We start from the raw sequence: 16,798 nt of genomic DNA, 5'->3' as shown, positions 1-16,798 counted from the left end.
GATGCAACCCTAACGGGCGTAGGGCCACTCCTGCTGGGTCTCCGTGGGGAAATGGGGAGGGTTTCAGGTGACTCAGCGCTCGACGAGGGATCAGCGCGGCTGGAGGGCGGGCGCGGAGAGCCCCTGTGCGAGGTGGGTGCGCACACTCTCCACGGGATGGGCCTGGCCCCACAGAGTGCCGTCGACCAGCCCACCCGCGAGGTGGATGCCCACCACCTCGCCCCGAGCGTTCACCACCGGAGCCCCACTCGTGGCGCGCATCACGAGCGTGGTGTCCTCGAAGCTGTACGCCAGCAGCCGAGGCTTCGAGGTCGCCACACGCGCCCGGTGCATGCGCTGGCTCGCGGTCTTGCCGCCCAGCACCTCGGCCACCAGCCACACCTCCTCCCCTACCTCCGCATTCTTCGCCGACAGACGCAGCGCGCGCGGCGCAAGGCTCTCGGGGGCACGGAACGCCGCCACGTCCATGGACCAGTCCACCTCGTCCGTGTCCGGCGCATGGCCCGCTGACGGCAGCACCACCATCGGCCCGGCGGGGTTCAGCTCCTGGCCGTCCAGCTCGCGGAAGCCCGCGGCCTTGACGAAGCGGCCCAGCTCGCCCGCCAGCACCTGCCGCTCGAGCCCACCCGCCGGACCGAAGAGGTGGTGCGCCGTGAGCCCCAGCGGCCCCGGCTGTCCCGGAATCGTCACGAAGAAGGCGGTCCCCGCCGCCAGCGGTCCCTGCTCCGTCTCGAACACAGGCCGCACGACGAAGCCCTCGGGCACCGAGGGCGGTACGGCAGCGACTGGCGGTCTGGCGGGAGCGGTGGGCGGTGCTTCACCGGCCGGCGCGGAGGAAGAAGAGCTGCGGCAGCCACCCGTGAGCGCTACCGCCAGCAGGCTGAGAGACAGGACTCGGAGCTTGATTCGCATGGCAGGAGGCGCTTCCTACCGCAGATGCTCCCGGGAACCCAGGCTCGCGGGCATGCCCCTCAGGGAGCGGTGACGAGCGGGAGCGATGCCGACGGCTCGATGCCGCCCCCCGATGCGGTCGTGATGTAGTCCACTTCCTGCAGCACCGATTGGCCGCTGGGATCCACATATCGCCTGTTCGGCTCCTCGAGCGCGCCCCAGGCGAACGCCGCCGAGTTCGATCCTCCGCCCGAGATGGACAGGCTCACGTGGACATGACTCCTGGTTTTCACGGTCATGGTTGGCTCCTGGCACTACAAGGACTTGAGGAACTCCAGCAGCGCTCGCTTGGCGTCCGGAGGCAGCTCCACGCCGTAGAGGTGCCCCTGGTTGCCATTGCCCGGAACAGCGGTGTCGTAGCGGAACAGCGGGAAGGCCACTCCTCCGCGAACCACCCGCGGCCGGTCCGTGACGAAGCCCACGCGCTCCGGGTCATAGACGTCGTTGCCCCGGAAGAATGCCGTGGGTCTATTCGAGACGGGCTCCAGCAGATCCTTCAGCGTGGGCACCGAGCCGTTGTGCAGGTAGGGCGCGCGCAGCCAGAGCCCCTTCAGCGGCGCGGCGAGATATCCCGGCTCCTTGCGGAACGAGGACAGCGCCCACGCATAGCCCGAGGTGTACTGGTTGTAGGCCTGCGCCGCCTGTGGGGTCCACATCTCCATCCGGTGCGAGTCCGTGCCCACCTCGGCAGCGGGGATGATCCGATCGGTCCCCTGCCCCTCCGTGCCATGGCACGACGCGCAGTGCTCCGTGTAGACGCTCCTGCCCTGCTCCTTCAGCGGCTCATCGAGGGCGAAGGGCCAGGCCGGCGAGGACAGTTGCTGGAGGAAGGCCTCCACCCGCTTGAGGTTCTCCTGGACGTCCGGCCTGTTGATCACCTTGGGAGGAGCGCCATCCCCGATGGCCGAGCTGACCACCACTTCCCTCAGCGACGGGTTCAGGCCGTCCCAGTGGTAGGCCCGCCCAGGGCGATCCTTCAGGGACCATAAGGGCGGCATGTCCGAGTTGCCCACCGTCCCATCCATGGGCTGCCCAAGGGTGCCAAACTTGACGGGATTGAACGGATCGACGCGTCCCCGTCCCCAGGCAGGGCGGGAGTCCATCCAGACATAGCTCTCCTTCTGCTTCAGCAGCGCCTTCCGCGTCATGGGAATGAGCAGGTAGCGGTACAAATGGCGCTCCACGAAGGAGAGCGGGTACTCGCGCTCGATCTGCGGCAGGAGGACGTCCGCGGTAAAGCGCGAGTCCGAGGCGCACGCGAACAGGAAGCGGAGGTAACCCTGCGCATCGAAAGCCTGCCCGGCACCTCCCGTGACGATGGTGGGTGTGGCCTCGTCCTCGCTCTTGCGATAGCTGGAGGTGTGGCACGCGGCGCAGTTCAGCCCCACCCGTGGAAAGCCGATCGTCTGTTTGGTGAAGCCCACCGGCAGTTCCTGCCCATACTCCCAGAGCATACCCAGCGAGGTATAGCCCCCAGCCGCGGGGAGCTTCTCCGGGAAGACCCGGGGCAGCACCAGCCAGATCCAGTACGGCATGCCCGAGTCGAACTCGGTGCCGATAGAGCCGTACTTGAAGTGCTCCTCCGCGGAGGCGGTGCGCACCGGCTGCTCGCGAAAGAGGTAGAACCACGCCCCGTACCAGGGCAGCAGGACGAGCAGCGGCAGGGCGCTCCACACGTACCAGGGCCGCAGCACCCACGGTAGCGCCGGATATCTCCCCTGCTCCTGCTTCACGGCCCGGTACAGGAGGATCGCCTGGGGAAGCCCAAAGCACAGGTCGAACACAGCGAAGATCAGGTACGTGGCAGGGTTACCCCTGAGCACGACCAGGGCGAAGAACGTCACCCCCGCGAAGCGCGACACCACCGCCAGCATCGCGGCCGTCCGCGAGCGGAGCGGCTGGGTGGCTGGCACATAGAAGGCGCTGAGCAGTATCAGCAAAAAGGCGACGAGGCGTGGCCAGACGGGCGGCGACGCGGCAGGCAGGCCCAGCTTCGAGATGAGCCAAGCCGGGTGGAACAGTGCGATCACTGCGATGACGAGGTTGGCGGCAATCCCCGCCCACATCACCCGGCCGAACCAACGGGAGAAGGTGTTTTCCGTATTCATCTTGGGATTCCTCGAGCGGTCTCGTGCTGGAGCGTCTTCAGAGGGACTTCATGAACTCGACCAGGGCCCGCTTCTCGTCAACCGTCAGGTCCACGCCATAGGTGTGTCCTGCGTTGCTGTTGCCTCGAAGGCTGACGTCGAAGCGGAAGAAGGTGCGGTCCCCCTCGCGCTCCACCGTGGAGACGAATCCCACGTTCTCCTGATCGAAGACGTCGTAGCCTCGGTAGAAGCTCCTGGGACGCTTGTCCGGGGGCTCCAGCAGATCCCTCAGCGTGGGCACCGAGCCATTGTGCAGGTAGGGCGCTCGGAGCCAGATGCCATCCAAGGGCACGTTCGCGTATCCATCCGTCTTGCGGAAGTTCGTGAAGACGTGCCTGCACTCGGCCTCGCCCGCCTTGCCGGCATAGCCCGCGTAGAGGGTGTTGAAGCTCGACAGGAGCGGGTAGCTCCACACGTCCAGCCGCTCGCGGTCCGTCTGGATGTCGCTCCAGGCGGTCACCTTGCCCGTCTTCTCGCCGCCGAACGCGTGGCACCCGGCGCACCACTGCTCGTAGAGAGGCTTGCCGCGTGCAGCCAGGGCGCTGTCGATGGCGAACGGGTACTTGGGAGGCGGCAGATCCTTCAGGTAGGCCTCGATGCGGTTGAGGCTGCCGCAGTCGAGGGCAGGCGGAATGACTCCAGCGCCCAGTGCGGCGCTCATGTTCCGCTCGTGCACGCTCTTGTTGTTGCCGTCCCAGTGCAGTTCCATGCCCGCCTCTTCGCGAGCCCCCTGGTTCCACACGGCCGCGTAGTCGGTGGTCCCCACGCTCGTGTCATGGGACATGTCGAAGTTGAACTGGAGGGTCTTGTACGGATTGAAGGTGTCCACCCGCCCCGGCCCCCAGTCCGGCTGGCGATAGATGAACGCAGTCTTCGCGGCCTGTTCAATCAGCGCGCTGCGCGTGGCATCCACCACGACGTACCGATAGACGAGCCGCTCCAGCCACCCGAGCTCGAAGCGCCGGTCGATGTAGGCCATCACGCTGTCGGACGTGAACCGGGGATCCTTGGCGCACTCCGACAGGAACATCACGTAGCCCTTCAGGTCCAGGTTGTTCGCCGGCATCGCTGTGTAGATGCGCTTCGGACTTCCAGGCGCCTCGCGCACCGTACCGGAGTGACAGAAGGCGCAGTTGAGCCCTACACGGTCCACGATCACCCGCCGCTGGGAGGTCCCCACCGGCAGGTCCCTGCCCGGCTCGGACAGGAGCCCCAGGGACGCGTAACCCTCCTCCGGCCGCGACAGCTTGTCCGCGCACAGCTCCGGAAGGACCTTGAAGATGTAGTAGGGAATTCCCTTGTCTGGCTCACTGCCGATGGAGCCGTACTTGAAGTGCTCTTCGATGTCCTCGTACGTCACGGGGGCATTGGGATTGAAGCCGCGGTACAGCGACCAGGCTAGCAGCCCCAGGAGCATCAGCCCCAGCGCGAGCAGAGCCCGCTTGCGCCAGCGGCGGTCCGCGCGCTGCACCGGGGTCAAATCCTCGAGCACGCCCAGCTCGTCCTGAACGGAGGGATCACGCGACATGACGCCGGACCTCCTCCAGGGACGCCGCCTCGTCCTGCTCCTCGAAGGACGTGGGGTGGAACACCGACATCACCTCGGTGATCATCCGCTGGTAGTCGCCATCGAAGCGGCTGACGTCGTAGCACCCCAGCGGGTTCTCGATGGCGTTGACCAGGCACTTGTTGCAGTGGGTGCACGGCCGGTCAGGCAGATCCCGCCCCTTCGCGAAGTAGGTGTTGACCAGATCGGTGTTGGCGATGAGGGGCCGGGCGATGGAGACCGCGTCACAGAACCCCTCGTCGATGACCTTGCGAATGAGCGAGGCATTCTGGAACCCACCGGTGCAGATCACCGGGATGTTGACATTCCTGCGGATCTCGCGCGCCTCGGCGACGTTGAGCCCCTCCAGATCGGTGACGTCACTGCCCATGCCGAGCTGCTTGTGGAGCTCCGCGTTCTGACGGGCCTTCTTCTTGACGAGGCGGCTCCACAGCCAGCCGAACAGCCCGTTGAGGATGCGGTAGCGGAACAGCGCGTAGTTGCGCAGGGTCAGCACGCCGCTGGACAGCATCGTCTCGTAGGTGCGGGCCGCAGTAGCGTATGGGAAGGACGGCGCCACCGGATTCAGCGGATGCGGGAACATGCTGCCGGTGGAGACGTGGAACGCATCCACTCCGGCCTGCTCAAGCCACTGGCAGATCTGGATGCTGTCCCGGAGCGAGTTGCCCTTCTTCTCGTAGAAGAACGGGGCATCGTTGTGGTCCACCGCGCTGATCTTGAACTGCAGGTGGAAGTCGCGGCCCACCACCCGGCGGATCTCCTTCACGATCTCCAGGGCGAAACGAGCCCGGTTCTCCAACGAGCCGCCGTAATCGTCAGTCCTGTCGTTGATGCCGGAGCTGAGGAACTGGGTGATGAGGTAACCGTTGGCTGCGTGCAGCTCCACACCGTCGGCCCCCGCCTCCCGGGCGCGACGCGCGGCCTGCCCGAACCAGGAGATCACCTCCTTGATCTCCTGCGCGGACATGGCCCGGCACAGGATGCCGTGGAACGGATCCTTGCTGTTGGTGGAGCTGACGGCCGTGGAGAACTGGTTCTCCACTCCTGCCTGGTCGCGCTGCCGCCCCGAGTGGCTCAGCTGGAGGATGTACCTGCAGTCGTACTTGTGAACCTCCGCCACGAGCCGTCGCCAGAATGGGATGCGGTCTTCGCTCTCGAGGGTGGCGTAGTTGGGCATGATGCGCCCACTGCGATGCACCGGAACGTACGAGGACACGATCGCGCCGACGCCGCCCCGCGCAAACTTCGTCTCCCAGTTGATCCGGGTCTGCGTGCCACTGCCGTCGTAGTTGTCAAACTTGCCTGAGACGTTGGAGCGAAAGATGCGGTTCTTCACCTTCAGGTTCCGGCACTCCAGCTGCCGGAAGATGACATCCCCGTGCGAAGTGTTCGTCATGGTGAGCCTCGTTGGGTGTGGATGAAGGAGGATCAGGCGGCGGCCTGCATCGTGGGCGGCGTCTCGGGCCGCGCCTCGGGCTGAGCAGTAGGCCGCGACAACTGGCCTTCCCGCGGCTCGAGGAAGCACCCTCGCACCATCAGGTACAGGCCGAGGATGTACGTGGCCATGATGGAAAAGCGCTCAAGTGGCATCACGCTCACATACCTGGTGATCGCAATGATGCTGTCGGACTGCACGAACAGCACGACTCCCGCGAGGATGGAGGCCGAGGACTCCCGGATCTGCGTATTCGCCCGCAGGCGCAGAAGGGCTGTCACCCCGTTGGACAACAGCACGACCATGTAGCCCGCGATGGACAGGGCCTGCACCGTAGCGTGCTGCTTCGGCTCCACCAGGCTGTGGTAGATGACGGAGTAGAGGGTGTAGCCGTAGACGACGAACGGGAGCCCGTAGACGAAGGACATCCACCGAAGCTCCTGCTTATCGCGCGGCGCGTATGACCAGATGAAGAACAAGTGCGCCACGCCGAACGCGCCCAGTCCGACGAAGAAGAAGTAATCGGGCTCCGTGCTAGGGACGGCCGTTGAGATCAGCAGTGCGATGTCGCCGACCCAGCAGAAGAGGAGCGCCACGTAGAAGGAACCCCTGCGGATGGTCGACGCAACACCTCGGGTGCTCAGGAAGAGAATGCCGGCAAGGGCAGGCACGAGCATGGGTTTGGAGATGCGGATCAGCCACGACACCCAGCCCGCCGGCTGTGCCTGCTCGGGATGGCACGGCGTCAAGTCGGGGTGGCACATCGTCACGTCGGGGGGGCACAGCGTCGCGTCGAGGCGGAACAGCGTCACGTCGGCGATGAGGTTGGCGGTCAGGTTGACGGCCGTCGCCGCGATGAGCAGCACATACAGGAACCCTGCGGGGCTCTTCGTGAGGGACGAATCGGGAGCATCGCTCGACATGGACATTCCTCCTGGGCTGGTGCCTTCCGAGGAATGACGCTACCGGTGGGCCTTCCGTGGGGCTGTGAGCCAGCTCTCAGGATTCCGGTGAGACGCTTCACACCGCCAGGGTTGCTTCTCCCTGGCGGCGATGCTCACCTATGTGGACTCGCCACGTCTGACACGCAGATGACCTTGATTGCCGGCTACCACCTGCTCGCCACCCTCCATGACGGGAGCCGCTCGACCCTCCTCCGAGCCCGGAGGAGGAGCGATGACAGTCCCGTGGTCCTCAAGATCCCGAAGTCTGACTACCTGGACCGGCACCGGGTCCTCGAACTGCGGCGTGAGTACGCCATTATGCGGACACTGCCAGGTGAGCGCGTGGTGCGAGCCTTGGAGGTGGAGGAGTTCCCCGACCGAGTCGTGCTGGTCCTGGAGGACTTCGGCGGCACGTCGCTGAAGCACCTGCTTGCCGAGCGCCGCAGGTTGCCTGCTGGCGAGTTCCTCGACTGCGCCCTCAAGGTGGTCGAGGCACTGGACACGGTCCACCGTCGCAACATCATTCACAAGGACATCAAACCCCATAACATCATCGTCAACCCGGCGTCGGGGGTCGTGAAGCTCGGGGACTTCTCCAGCGCCTCGTCTATCGCGAACGAGGAAGGCGCCGCCTCCAGCAGCCCCGCCATCAGCGGCACGCTGGCATACATGGCCCCGGAGCAAACCGGCCGGATGAGCCTGGGAATCGACTTCCGCGCGGACTTCTACGCGCTGGGCGCTACCTTCTACGAGATGTTGGTGGGAGCCCGGCCCTTCTCATCCACGCAGGATCCGCTGGAGCTCATCCACGCCCATCTGGCGAAGACACCGCCCGCCCCTCACGAGGTGGAACCCTCGGTGCCACTGGTGCTGTCGCGGCTGGTGATGAAGCTGCTCGCCAAGAGCCGGGAGGACCGCTACCAGAGTGCTCGGGGCCTGCTGGCCGACCTGGCGGAGTGCCAGCGGCGGCTGCGCGAGGACCAGCCGCTGGACGCCTTCGAGTTGGGCCGCTCGGACCGGCAGAGGGCCTTCCACTTGCCGCAGCGGGTGTATGGGCGCTCGCCCCAGCTGGACTTCCTGCTCAGCGGCTACGAGCGGGTCGTCGCCGGGGAGCGGGCTCTGGTGATGGTGTCAGGACGCGCGGGCGTAGGAAAGAGCGCACTGATCAGCGAGCTCCAGCCACGGATCCTTGTGACCCGGGGCCGCTTCATCGGAGGCAAGTGCGATCAGCTCCATCGCAGTACCCCCTTCGCACCGTTCGCCCAGGCGGTCACCGCGCTCATCCGCGAGCTGCTGTCTCAACCGGCGGAGGCTGGCGAGTGGGCCCTCCGCGTTCAAGAGAGCCTGGGCACCAACGTGGCGGTGCTGGCCGAGGCCATCCCCGAGGTTCAGCTCCTGCTGGGCGAGCAGCCGCCACCCGCGCCCCTGCCCGCTACCGAGTCACGCAACCGACTGCACTTCACCCTCCAGCGCTTCCTCCAGCTCTTCGCCGGCGTTGGCCATCCCCTGGTCCTCTTCCTGGACGATCTGCAGTGGGCCGACAGCGCGACCCTGTCGCTGCTGCAGCACCTCGCGCGTTGCGCCGAGCTGAGCCACCTGCTGATGATCGGCACCTACCGTGATCACGAAGTCAGCGCGGGGCACCCGCTGTTCCTCATGCTGGGCGAGCTGGAGGCGGTCAGGATCGAGGTGCGGCGGCTTCACCTCTCTCCCCTGGAGCCCGAGGATGTGGCGGCCATGGTCGGTGAGGCACTGGGCACGGACATGGAGAAGGCCCGGCCGCTCGCACGACTCGTACACGCCAAGACTGGCGGCAACCCCCTCTTCATCAAGGAGTTCCTCCGATTCCTCCACGCTCAGCGCCTGCTCACCTTCGACGAGGACTCGTCCAGTTGGAGCTGGGATCCACAGCGCATCGAGCACCACGCCCTGCCGGACAACGTGGTGGAGCTGATGGCGGATGGCCTTCGCGCGCTGCGGAGCGAGGCGGTGGAGACGCTGCGGGTGGCAGCCTGTCTGGGCGTCCACTTCGACTTCCGTGCACTCGTGGCCGCGCTGGAGCAGCCCGCAGAGCGCACCGCCGCCGCACTCTGGGCTGCAGTGGAGCGAGGCTTCGTGGTGCCCCTCCATCCCGACTACCGGCTGCTGGATCCAGCGCTGCGTCAGCCACTGCCACCCGAGCTGACCGTCCCATTCCGCTTCCTACATGACCGGGTGCGCCAAGCGGCCTACTCACTGCTGCCCGAGAGAGAGAGGGCCGCGGTGCACGTGGAGATCGGCCTGCGCCTGTTCCACGTGGCGCGAGAGGCTCGCCGGCTCGACGAGAGCCTCTTCTCCATCCTCCCCCACCTGGACTTTGCCCCTGCTCGGGTGGAGGGAGAGGCGCTTCGCCTGGAGCTGGCTGGCCTGCATCTGGCTGCCGGGCGACAGGCCAAGGCCTCCGGCGCGTACCGGACCGCCTACGAGCTGTTGCAGGGAGGCATCGCCTTCCTCCCCGAAGAGGCCTGGGAGCGGGAGCACACACTCACCTTCGCGCTGCATCTGGAGCTGGCCGAGTGCCGCCATCTGGCGGGCGAGCGGAAAGCGGCGGTGGCCGGCTTCACGGAACTGCTGGGACGTGCGCGTGGCAAGCTGGAGCAGGCCAGCGTCTACGCCCTGCGGGTCACCCTGGCCAGCGACAGCGGCCAGCACTCCACGGGTATCCATATGGGGCTGGAGGGGTTGCGCATCCTGGGCATCGAGCTGCCCGAGACGCCCACTCCGGCCACCGTGGGGGCAGCTCTCGCCACCTTCGCCCAGCAGCTGGCAGGCCGCTCGCCCAAGGACTTGCTGGAGCTGCCCACCATGCAAAACCCCGAGGCCCAGGCAGCAGTGGCGCTCCTGGCGAGCATCCTGGTGTCCGCCTATCAGGTAAACCCGAACCTGATGGGGCTGCTCGTCCTGCAGATGCTGACCCTGTCCTTGGAGCACGGGAACAGCCCTCTGTCAGCTTTCGGCTACGCTTCCTACGGCATCATTCTGGTGGCCGCGCTCGACAACCCCAAGGCTGCCTACGAGTTCGCTCAGCTGGCCATCGCGCTGACCAACCGCCTCGAGAACCCAGTGCTCCACACCCGCGTGCGCTACGTGTCGGCCGCCTTCATCAGCCACTGGACTCACAGCTTCAGCGAGACGCTGCCCGAGCTCACGGAGACGTACAAGCGCATGCTCGAGAACGGCGAGCAGCTACACGCCGGCCACTGCATCAGCATCCGCCAGCACCAGCGGATGGCCTCGGGCACGTCGCTGCAGGAGCTGATTGCGGAGCACGAGAAGCTGCTGGACATCCTCGTGAACAAGGATCCGGGCACCTACAACGGGATGTTGGAGCAATACCGCTTCGTTCATGCGCTCATGGGCAAGGCACAACCCGAGCACTCCCAGCCCCCTGAGAGTGACAGCCTCACCACGCGAACAGGCATCGATATCACCCACGCGGACTGGAACTACACCTTCGGTGTCTACGAGAAGGCGTTGGAGCATGCCAACCGCGCGGCTCCCACCATCCAATTCCTGGCTGGCATGCAGCAGGCGGTGACACATACCGTCGTGCATGCGTTGACAATGACCGCTCTCCATGAGGGGGCGGACGCCGAACGCCAGCGCCAGTTCCGAAACACGTTGACGGACTACGAAGCGCTCATGCGCAAACGCGCCAGCCGATGCGCGGAGAACTACGGCCACGAGGCGCTGCTCGTCTCCGCGGAGATCGCCCGCATCGACGGCCGGCACGCCGAGGCGCTGGAGCTGTATGACCAGGCCATCGAGGCGGCGCGCGGCAGCGGCTTCACCTCGGTGGAAGCTCGGGCCAACGAGCTGGCCTTCCGCTTCCACCTCGGCCTGGGCCGCCGCACCATCGCGGGCGCATACCTGATCGAAGCGCTCTACGCCTACGAGCGCTGGGGAGCCACTGGCAAGGTGAACGCACTGGCGCGCGAGCAGGCGCCGCTGCTGCTGCCCTGGAGGATGCGAGCCATCGCGCCACGCCCCGGCCAGTCCGCCTCCGCGACGGACGCCACCAGCAACCCAACGGACGAGAGCACCGGGAAGCTCGCCTCCGAGGCCCTGGATCTGGCCTCCGTGGTCAAGGCCTCGCAGGCAATCTCCAGTGAGATCAAGCTCACCCAGCTGTTGGGCAAGCTCATGCGCATCGCCGTCGAGAACGTAGGGGCCCAGCGAGGCCTGCTCGTACTGCGCCGAGGAGAGGACTTCTTCGTGGAGGTGGAGAGCAGTAGCGATGCGCCCCAGCAGGAATCCATCCCGCTCGTCGAGTCCACCCGGCTGTGCCAGCCGGTCGCCGCCTACGCACTGCGCAGCGGAGAACCCGTGCTGCTGGATGACGCCTCGACCCATGGCGCCTTCAAGAGAGAGCCGTACATCGTCCAGCACCGGGTGCGCTCACTGCTGTGCGCTCCCATCGTCCATCAGGGGCGCGTCACCGGCCTGTTCTATCTGGAGAACAACCAGACCGCCGGCGCCTTCACCGAGTCCCGGCTGGGAGTGCTCCGACTGCTGTCCGGTCAGACAGTCATCTCCATCGAGAATGCCCGCCTCTACGAGCGGCTCGAGGAGTACAGCCGGACGTTGGAGCACCGCGTGGCCGAACGCACCGCCGCGCTGAACTCCGCCAACGCAGAGCTGCGCCAGGCGCTGGACAGCGTCAAGGCGATGCAGGATCGGATCATCCTCCAGGAGAAGCTCGCTTCGCTTGGCGCGCTCACCGCAGGCATCGCCCACGAGATCAAGAACCCCCTCAACTTCGTGAACAACTTCGCCTCACTCGCCCAGTCCACGGCGGAGGAGCTGAAGGACATGCTCCAGGCGCAGCCGTTGCCTGCTCAGGTACGCGAGGACGTGAACGCCCAGCTGACGGATCTGGCCCTCTTCGCGCAGAAGGTCTACGAGCACAGCGAGCGTGCCAACCAGATCGTGAATGCCATGCTGAAGCATTCTCGCGACTCGAGCGGCACCCGCCAGGAGACGGATCTCAACCAGCTTGTCCGCGAGGCACTGGAGATCACGCAGCCCAGCCTCCGAGACGTCCGGGGTGGACCCGAGATCCAGGTGGAGACCGTCCTGGAAACAGGACTGCCGCTGGTGAGCGCCGTGTCCGAGGAGATAAGCCGCGTGCTGGTCAACCTGCTGACCAACGCCTTCTACGCGGCGCGACAACAGGCCGCGATGGCCAGTGGCTCGCACCAGCCCCGGGTGGTGGTGACAACCCAGGCCCTGGAGCGTCGCGTGGAGATCCGCGTCTGGGACAACGGCGCGGGCATCCCTGCGGACGTGCTGAACCGGGTCTTCACCCCGTTCTTCACCACGAAGCCTCCCGGCGAGGGCACGGGGCTAGGCCTGTCCATCAGCCACGACATCGTGGTGAAAGGGCACGGCGGCGAGCTGCGCGTGCAGACCGAGGAGGGCCGGTACACGGAGTTCATCCTCTCTCTCCCCCGAGTCCACGGCCCCCTGGTAACCGGCTGAAGCAGCTCGCTCGTCCGTGCTACTGCCCCGGCACCTGGGTGCTCGAGGTGCCCGGAACAGTCTGCTGGAAGCCGGGGCTCCCCACCGACTGCTGCTGATAGGGGGAGACACCGGGTGACGTCGGCACGGAGCCGAAGCTGCTCGTGGGCGGCTGCAGCACGTAGTTGCTCATGGACTGCGACTGGCTGGAGTTCCCCAGGAACGAGAAGTCCAGACCGTAGCTGCTCGTGGAAGGCTGCTGGAGCTGGTAGCTGCCCGTGAAGGGCTGCTGGAGCTGATAGCTCCCTGTCATCGGCTGCTGGAGCTGATAGCTGCCCGTGAGCGGCTGCTCGAGCTGGTAGCTGCCCGTGAGCGGCTGCTGGAGCTGATAGCTCCCCGTCATCGGCTGCTGGAGCTGGTAGCTGCCCGTGAGCGGTTGCTGGGAGCCGTCGTTGAGCTGCTGTGCGCTCGCTGTCTCGGCTGCTCCCCAGGCCAGCACAGCGGCGGCCGCTGCCAGGATTCCCTTTCGCATGATCCTCTCCTCTCCCGTGAGCCGAGGATGGCCTCACGGCGCAGGCGCCAGATGTCTCGTTCCAGACAAAGATGGCCGTGCGAGGCGCCAGCAGCAAAGGGACCTACGAGCCCTCGGAGCCCTGCTCCTGCTTCGACCCGGGCTCCAGGGCCTTCAGCCGGACCCAGGTGGCGCCCCAGCCTCCATCGCCCTCGCTGGCGGACTGAAAGGATTCCACTTCTGGCAGCTTCGGGAGCAGGCTGTGGACCGTCCGGCGCAGCGCGCCCGTGCCCTTCCCGTGGATGATACGAACGTCCAGGATGCCCTTCTGCCGACACGCCCAGAGGTACTCGGTGACCAGATCCTTCACGTCCCGAGGCTGAAAAAGATGCAGGTCGAGGTTCCCGTCGATGGGAATTTCGACCACCTCATCCTCAGAGGGCGCTTCCTCCGGGAGCGGCGGGGACTGCGGCGGGTCGCTGGGTCTGTGGCGCATGGAAGCCCTCTTCCTCCTGCTTCTTCCGCTCCGCCTCGAGCCGCGCGCGCTCCTTGGCCTCGCGGAACTGCTGGGACAACGACTTCACTTCGCCCTTCAGGGCGGTGAAATGTTTTCCCACGTCCTTCATGGAGGAGCCCGCGTTGCCCTGCTTCTCTCCAGGGCGCCCACTCCCCGCGCCCCCTGCGGAGGTGAGCTGGACCACGAGTGCCGCCATCATGAGTGGCTTCATGCCTTCCCCTTCTAGCAAGAGGTGTGCACGACCTTCCAGGCATTCCAGGTGTAAAATTCCTTACGCACCCCTCTCTGATGCGCTGCGTCGGCCGCTCACCACCTGATCAATGCTGTCGGCCAGCTTGAGAGCAGACAAGGGAGCGCTGCCCTCCGCCTTGTTGTTGATGATGACGAAGGCCGGTTGCCCCTTGTGCAGGGCGGCGGAGCAGATGCCAGCCAGCGCCTCGCGGGTGACGGCGTCCTCGTCCACCAGGCGGTCGAAGGGAGCGAAGCGGGCGTAGGCCTCCTCGTAGCCGAGGTGCGGCGGCAGCATCCACCGCGCCACCAGCGCCCGCGCCTCGAGCGCCCGCGTGCGCACGGCCTGGTGCACCACCGGCGGCATCTGCCGCCAGGCCGAGAGCACCGGGCACACGCCCAGCTCCGAGAGCACCTGGGCAAAGCCCTCGGTGAGCAGCTCGTCGTTGCGGACCTCCACCGCGTAGAGCGGCCCACGCGGCAGGGCGGCGAAGAAGGCGTGGAGCCGCTCCACGAAGCGCCCCGGGCCTCCGAGGCTGCGCGTGTCCTGGGGCGGGAACTGGAAGACGAGCGGCCCGGCCTTCTCCCCCAGCCCCTCCACGAAGGGCGCCACCACCATGTCCGCCGCGTAGCTGGCCTGGAGGAACCGATCGTTGCTCTGCCCCCGGTGGACGCCGTAGCGCTCGTGCAGGGGGTAGCGCGCCATGGTGCAGACCTCGTGCGCCTTCACCAGGAAGCGGAAGCCCGGGGGCACCTGCGCGGCGTACTCGGCGAAGGTGACGGCGGAGATGGGGCTGTAGAAGGTCCGATCGATGCCCACCGTGCGCAGCACCGGGTGCCGCCCGTAGGCCGCGAGCCCCTCGCGCGCCAGCATGGACTGCGCCACGTCCCGGTCGTAGACGAGCCCCGCCCACCCCGGGAAGGCCCAGGACGAGGTGCCCAGGTACAGGCCCTGCGGCAACCGCTCGCCCAGGGCGCGCACCTCCTCCGAGATGGGCGCCGGGCCCACCGGCTCCGCCTTCCGAGAGCGGCGCGCCTGCGTCGGAGAGACGGCGCCGGTGAAGAGATCGAGCTGAGAGGGTCCTCGCTGAGACATGAGCCACTCCGGGTTTCCTGAGCACCTGGCCACCGGGGACATGCCCCGGCGACCCTTGAAGGCGGGGGATAACGCCAGCAAGCATACAATGCATCAGGTTGTGCTGGATGTGCCCGACTTCGTACGTAGGCTGCCTGCGTTACAGACAGCCGAGCTCCAGCACTCGGAGGACCATTGGCTGCGACCGCCCAGGCCGCCTCGACGCCGACGCCGTCACACCTTGAGGCGGATGGCGCCCGGCAGCACCGTCATCTTCACCGGCAGCCGGCCAGGCACCTCGCCGTCCACCTCGATCAGGACCTCCTGGCCCTCCTGGCTCTCGGCCTCGAAGGTGCGGCAGCGCAGGCGCCTGGTGCCCTTCCACGTCACGTGCTCGCCGCTGTAGATGCCCTTGGAGCGGAAGACGAAGTCCTTGAGCCCGTAGCCGGACCAGATGGTGATGTCGAACAGCCCATCGTGCGTGAGCGCGTCCGGAGCCACGCACATGCCGCTGCCGAAGTAGCGCCCGTTGGCCACCGCCACCACGTTGATGGGCACCGTCTCCTGGGCGCCGCCGTCCGCGCGCAGCTTCACCGTGGGCGGATCGAACCGGAACATGCCCTTCACCGTGCCCCACACGAAGGCCATGTTGCCGCCCAGCGTCTTGTTGCTCGCGTTCACCTCGTTGGCCACGAAGGCGCTCACCCCCAGCGAGGCGATGTTCGCGAAGTAGCGCTGCTCCGGCTTGCCCTCGTGGTTGACGTACTCGACGAGCCCCACGTCGAAGGGCTCCGTCTTGTCCGAGCGCAGCCGCGCCAGCGCCGAGTCCAGCTCCAGGTCCCACCCGAAGGCCCGCCGGAAGTCTCCGCCCGTGCCTCGGGGGATGACGCCCAGCGCCGCGTTCGGGTTGATTGCCCGACCGTTCTCGAAGAAGCCGTTGACCACCTCGTTGATGGTGCCGTCCCCGCCCACCGCGACGATGCAGTCGTAGCCGTCGTGGATGGCCTTGCGGGCGATGCGCGCCGCGTCCATCGCCCCGGCCGTGAACTCCTGCCCGAACTCACCCACGGCCCGACCTACCTGGGCGGACAGCTCCGCCCAGCGCTTCCCCGTCTGACCACCGGCGCTGCGCGGGTTGACCACGAGGAACGTCTTCATTCAGCCCCTCTCCTCCTGCCTGGAGACGCCTGTTTACGTGCTGGCGAGGCCGCGCACCACTCCGCGACTCGCGCGAGTGGCGCCAGGACCCGATACGGGGGCGGTACAATAGCCTGTTCGTGTCATGCTGGGCGTACCCACCGTGAAGGAAACTCCTAGGACTCCCACCTCCGCCATCCTCTTCCACGGGGTGGCGCTCGCCTTCTTCAGCGGCTGCGCGGTGTGGCTCGTCCGCGAGTCGCAGCGGCTCGGCGGCCGTCAGGGCCTGATCGATCTCGGCGTGGCCGTGGCCTCCGGAGGCCTAGCGCTCCTGTCCCTGCTGGCGCTGTTCACCCTGCTCCGGGCCCGCGCGCTCGTCGTGCTGCGCACCCGGGCGGAGGTCGGCACCTACCTGCAGGTGCTCGCCGCCATGGTCGTCCTCGGCCTCGGGGCGCTGCACCTGCTCTCCACGGATGGGCGGCCGGCGCTCGCCGGCTTCTGTCTGGGGCTGGCGGGGTGGCTGTGCGGCATCGGCCTCCACCTCATCCCCGCCCTCTTCCTGGCCTCGGATGGCTTCATCGACCACCTGGGCAAGCGCACGCGCTTCTCCGAGCTGGAGTGGTTCCAGCTCCAGAAGACCCGCGGCGACTTCCCCCGCTCGGAGCTCCAGGCCGGCCGAGGCAACCAGCTCCGGCTCCAGGCCCGCCTCGTCGGCGCCGAGCACGAGGAGCTTCGCCGCACCCTGCTCCAGGCCGGCCTCTCCGCCCGCGCGCCGGGGCGCTGAGGC

13 protein-coding genes are annotated in these 16,798 nt (G+C 67.0%); 2 read left to right on the top strand and 11 right to left on the bottom strand.

The annotated features are described in order from the left end of the window. Positions 1-90: 90 nt before the first annotated feature. The 6 genes from KY572_RS25665 to KY572_RS25640 are packed head-to-tail and all read right to left on the bottom strand — an operon-like array spanning position 91 to position 7,023. Positions 91-912, bottom strand: a complete 822-nt coding sequence (locus KY572_RS25665) for a trypsin-like peptidase domain-containing protein (protein WP_224245600.1) — start codon at positions 910-912, stop codon at positions 91-93. A gap of 59 nt (positions 913-971) precedes the next feature. Beyond that, positions 972-1,160: a hypothetical protein gene (locus KY572_RS25660; RefSeq protein ID WP_224245599.1), complete on the bottom strand. Its 189-nt coding sequence runs from the start codon at positions 1,158-1,160 to the stop codon at positions 972-974. Positions 1,161-1,205: 45 nt separating this feature from the next. After that, on the bottom strand, positions 1,206-3,059 hold the full coding sequence (locus KY572_RS25655) for a c-type cytochrome (RefSeq protein ID WP_224245598.1): 1,854 nt from the start codon (positions 3,057-3,059) through the stop codon (positions 1,206-1,208). Between the two features lie 37 nt (positions 3,060-3,096). Then, positions 3,097-4,626 carry a c-type cytochrome gene (locus tag KY572_RS25650; RefSeq protein ID WP_224245597.1) on the bottom strand — a complete coding sequence of 510 codons (1,530 nt, stop codon included), beginning with the start codon at positions 4,624-4,626 and terminating at the stop codon, positions 3,097-3,099. After that, on the bottom strand, positions 4,616-6,061 hold the full coding sequence (locus KY572_RS25645; protein WP_224245596.1) for an NADH:flavin oxidoreductase: 1,446 nt from the start codon (positions 6,059-6,061) through the stop codon (positions 4,616-4,618). The genes KY572_RS25650 and KY572_RS25645 overlap by 11 nt, the downstream gene beginning before the upstream one ends. Before the next feature lie 32 nt (positions 6,062-6,093). Beyond that, the gene (locus tag KY572_RS25640; RefSeq protein ID WP_224245595.1) at positions 6,094-7,023 is read right to left on the bottom strand and encodes a lysoplasmalogenase; all 930 of its coding nucleotides are present in this window, start codon (positions 7,021-7,023) and stop codon (positions 6,094-6,096) included. 33 nt (positions 7,024-7,056) lie between these two features. Between KY572_RS25640 and KY572_RS25635 the strand changes: the two genes are divergently transcribed. Then, a complete protein-coding gene (locus KY572_RS25635) occupies positions 7,057-12,564 on the top strand; it encodes a trifunctional serine/threonine-protein kinase/ATP-binding protein/sensor histidine kinase (RefSeq protein WP_317987898.1) in 5,508 nt (1,835 codons plus the stop codon). A gap of 19 nt (positions 12,565-12,583) precedes the next feature. On the opposite strand, the gene KY572_RS25630 is transcribed toward KY572_RS25635, so the two are convergent. The 5 genes from KY572_RS25630 to KY572_RS25610 all read right to left on the bottom strand — a co-directional run bounded on the left by KY572_RS25630 (position 12,584) and on the right by KY572_RS25610 (position 16,032). After that, on the bottom strand, positions 12,584-13,075 hold the full coding sequence (locus KY572_RS25630) for a hypothetical protein (RefSeq protein WP_224245593.1): 492 nt from the start codon (positions 13,073-13,075) through the stop codon (positions 12,584-12,586). Between the two features lie 103 nt (positions 13,076-13,178). Beyond that, a complete protein-coding gene (locus KY572_RS25625) occupies positions 13,179-13,550 on the bottom strand; it encodes a Smr/MutS family protein (RefSeq protein ID WP_263452004.1) in 372 nt (123 codons plus the stop codon). After that, positions 13,489-13,782 carry a hypothetical protein gene (locus tag KY572_RS25620; RefSeq protein ID WP_224245591.1) on the bottom strand — a complete coding sequence of 98 codons (294 nt, stop codon included), beginning with the start codon at positions 13,780-13,782 and terminating at the stop codon, positions 13,489-13,491. Before KY572_RS25620 ends, KY572_RS25625 begins: the two co-directional genes overlap by 62 nt. Positions 13,783-13,842: 60 nt before the next feature. After that, the gene (locus KY572_RS25615) at positions 13,843-14,895 is read right to left on the bottom strand and encodes a DUF72 domain-containing protein (protein WP_224245590.1); all 1,053 of its coding nucleotides are present in this window, start codon (positions 14,893-14,895) and stop codon (positions 13,843-13,845) included. A gap of 213 nt (positions 14,896-15,108) precedes the next feature. Beyond that, complete coding sequence (locus KY572_RS25610; RefSeq protein ID WP_224245589.1) at positions 15,109-16,032, bottom strand: diacylglycerol/lipid kinase family protein; 924 nt, start codon at positions 16,030-16,032, stop codon at positions 15,109-15,111. Between the two features lie 142 nt (positions 16,033-16,174). Between KY572_RS25610 and KY572_RS25605 the strand changes: the two genes are divergently transcribed. Next, entirely contained in the window at positions 16,175-16,795 is a 621-nt protein-coding gene (locus KY572_RS25605) for a hypothetical protein (protein ID WP_224245588.1), read from the top strand. Positions 16,796-16,798: the final 3 nt, after the last annotated feature.

This window comes from Hyalangium gracile (assembly GCF_020103725.1).
Taxonomy (GTDB): Bacteria; Myxococcota; Myxococcia; order Myxococcales; family Myxococcaceae; genus Hyalangium; species Hyalangium gracile.
The sequence above is the reverse complement of the archived record's forward strand: the minus strand, read 5'-3'. Positions and strand labels throughout refer to the sequence as shown.

Excerpts from the sequence above, each read along its gene's own strand:
- KY572_RS25665 (WP_224245600.1), bottom strand. The coding sequence starts at position 912 with ATGCGAATCAAGCTCCGAGTCCTGTCTCTCAGCCTGCTGGCGGTAGCG.
- KY572_RS25655 (WP_224245598.1), bottom strand. The coding sequence starts at position 3,059 with ATGAATACGGAAAACACCTTCTCCCGTTGGTTCGGCCGGGTGATGTGG.
- KY572_RS25650 (WP_224245597.1), bottom strand. The coding sequence starts at position 4,626 with ATGTCGCGTGATCCCTCCGTTCAGGACGAGCTGGGCGTGCTCGAGGAT.
- KY572_RS25645 (WP_224245596.1), bottom strand. The coding sequence starts at position 6,061 with ATGACGAACACTTCGCACGGGGATGTCATCTTCCGGCAGCTGGAGTGC.
- KY572_RS25640 (WP_224245595.1), bottom strand. The coding sequence starts at position 7,023 with ATGTCGAGCGATGCTCCCGATTCGTCCCTCACGAAGAGCCCCGCAGGG.
- KY572_RS25635 (WP_317987898.1), top strand. The coding sequence starts at position 7,057 with ATGACGCTACCGGTGGGCCTTCCGTGGGGCTGTGAGCCAGCTCTCAGG.
- KY572_RS25630 (WP_224245593.1), bottom strand. The coding sequence starts at position 13,075 with ATGCGAAAGGGAATCCTGGCAGCGGCCGCCGCTGTGCTGGCCTGGGGA.
- KY572_RS25625 (WP_263452004.1), bottom strand. The coding sequence starts at position 13,550 with ATGCGCCACAGACCCAGCGACCCGCCGCAGTCCCCGCCGCTCCCGGAG.
- KY572_RS25620 (WP_224245591.1), bottom strand. The coding sequence starts at position 13,782 with ATGAAGCCACTCATGATGGCGGCACTCGTGGTCCAGCTCACCTCCGCA.
- KY572_RS25615 (WP_224245590.1), bottom strand. The coding sequence starts at position 14,895 with ATGTCTCAGCGAGGACCCTCTCAGCTCGATCTCTTCACCGGCGCCGTC.
- KY572_RS25610 (WP_224245589.1), bottom strand. The coding sequence starts at position 16,032 with ATGAAGACGTTCCTCGTGGTCAACCCGCGCAGCGCCGGTGGTCAGACG.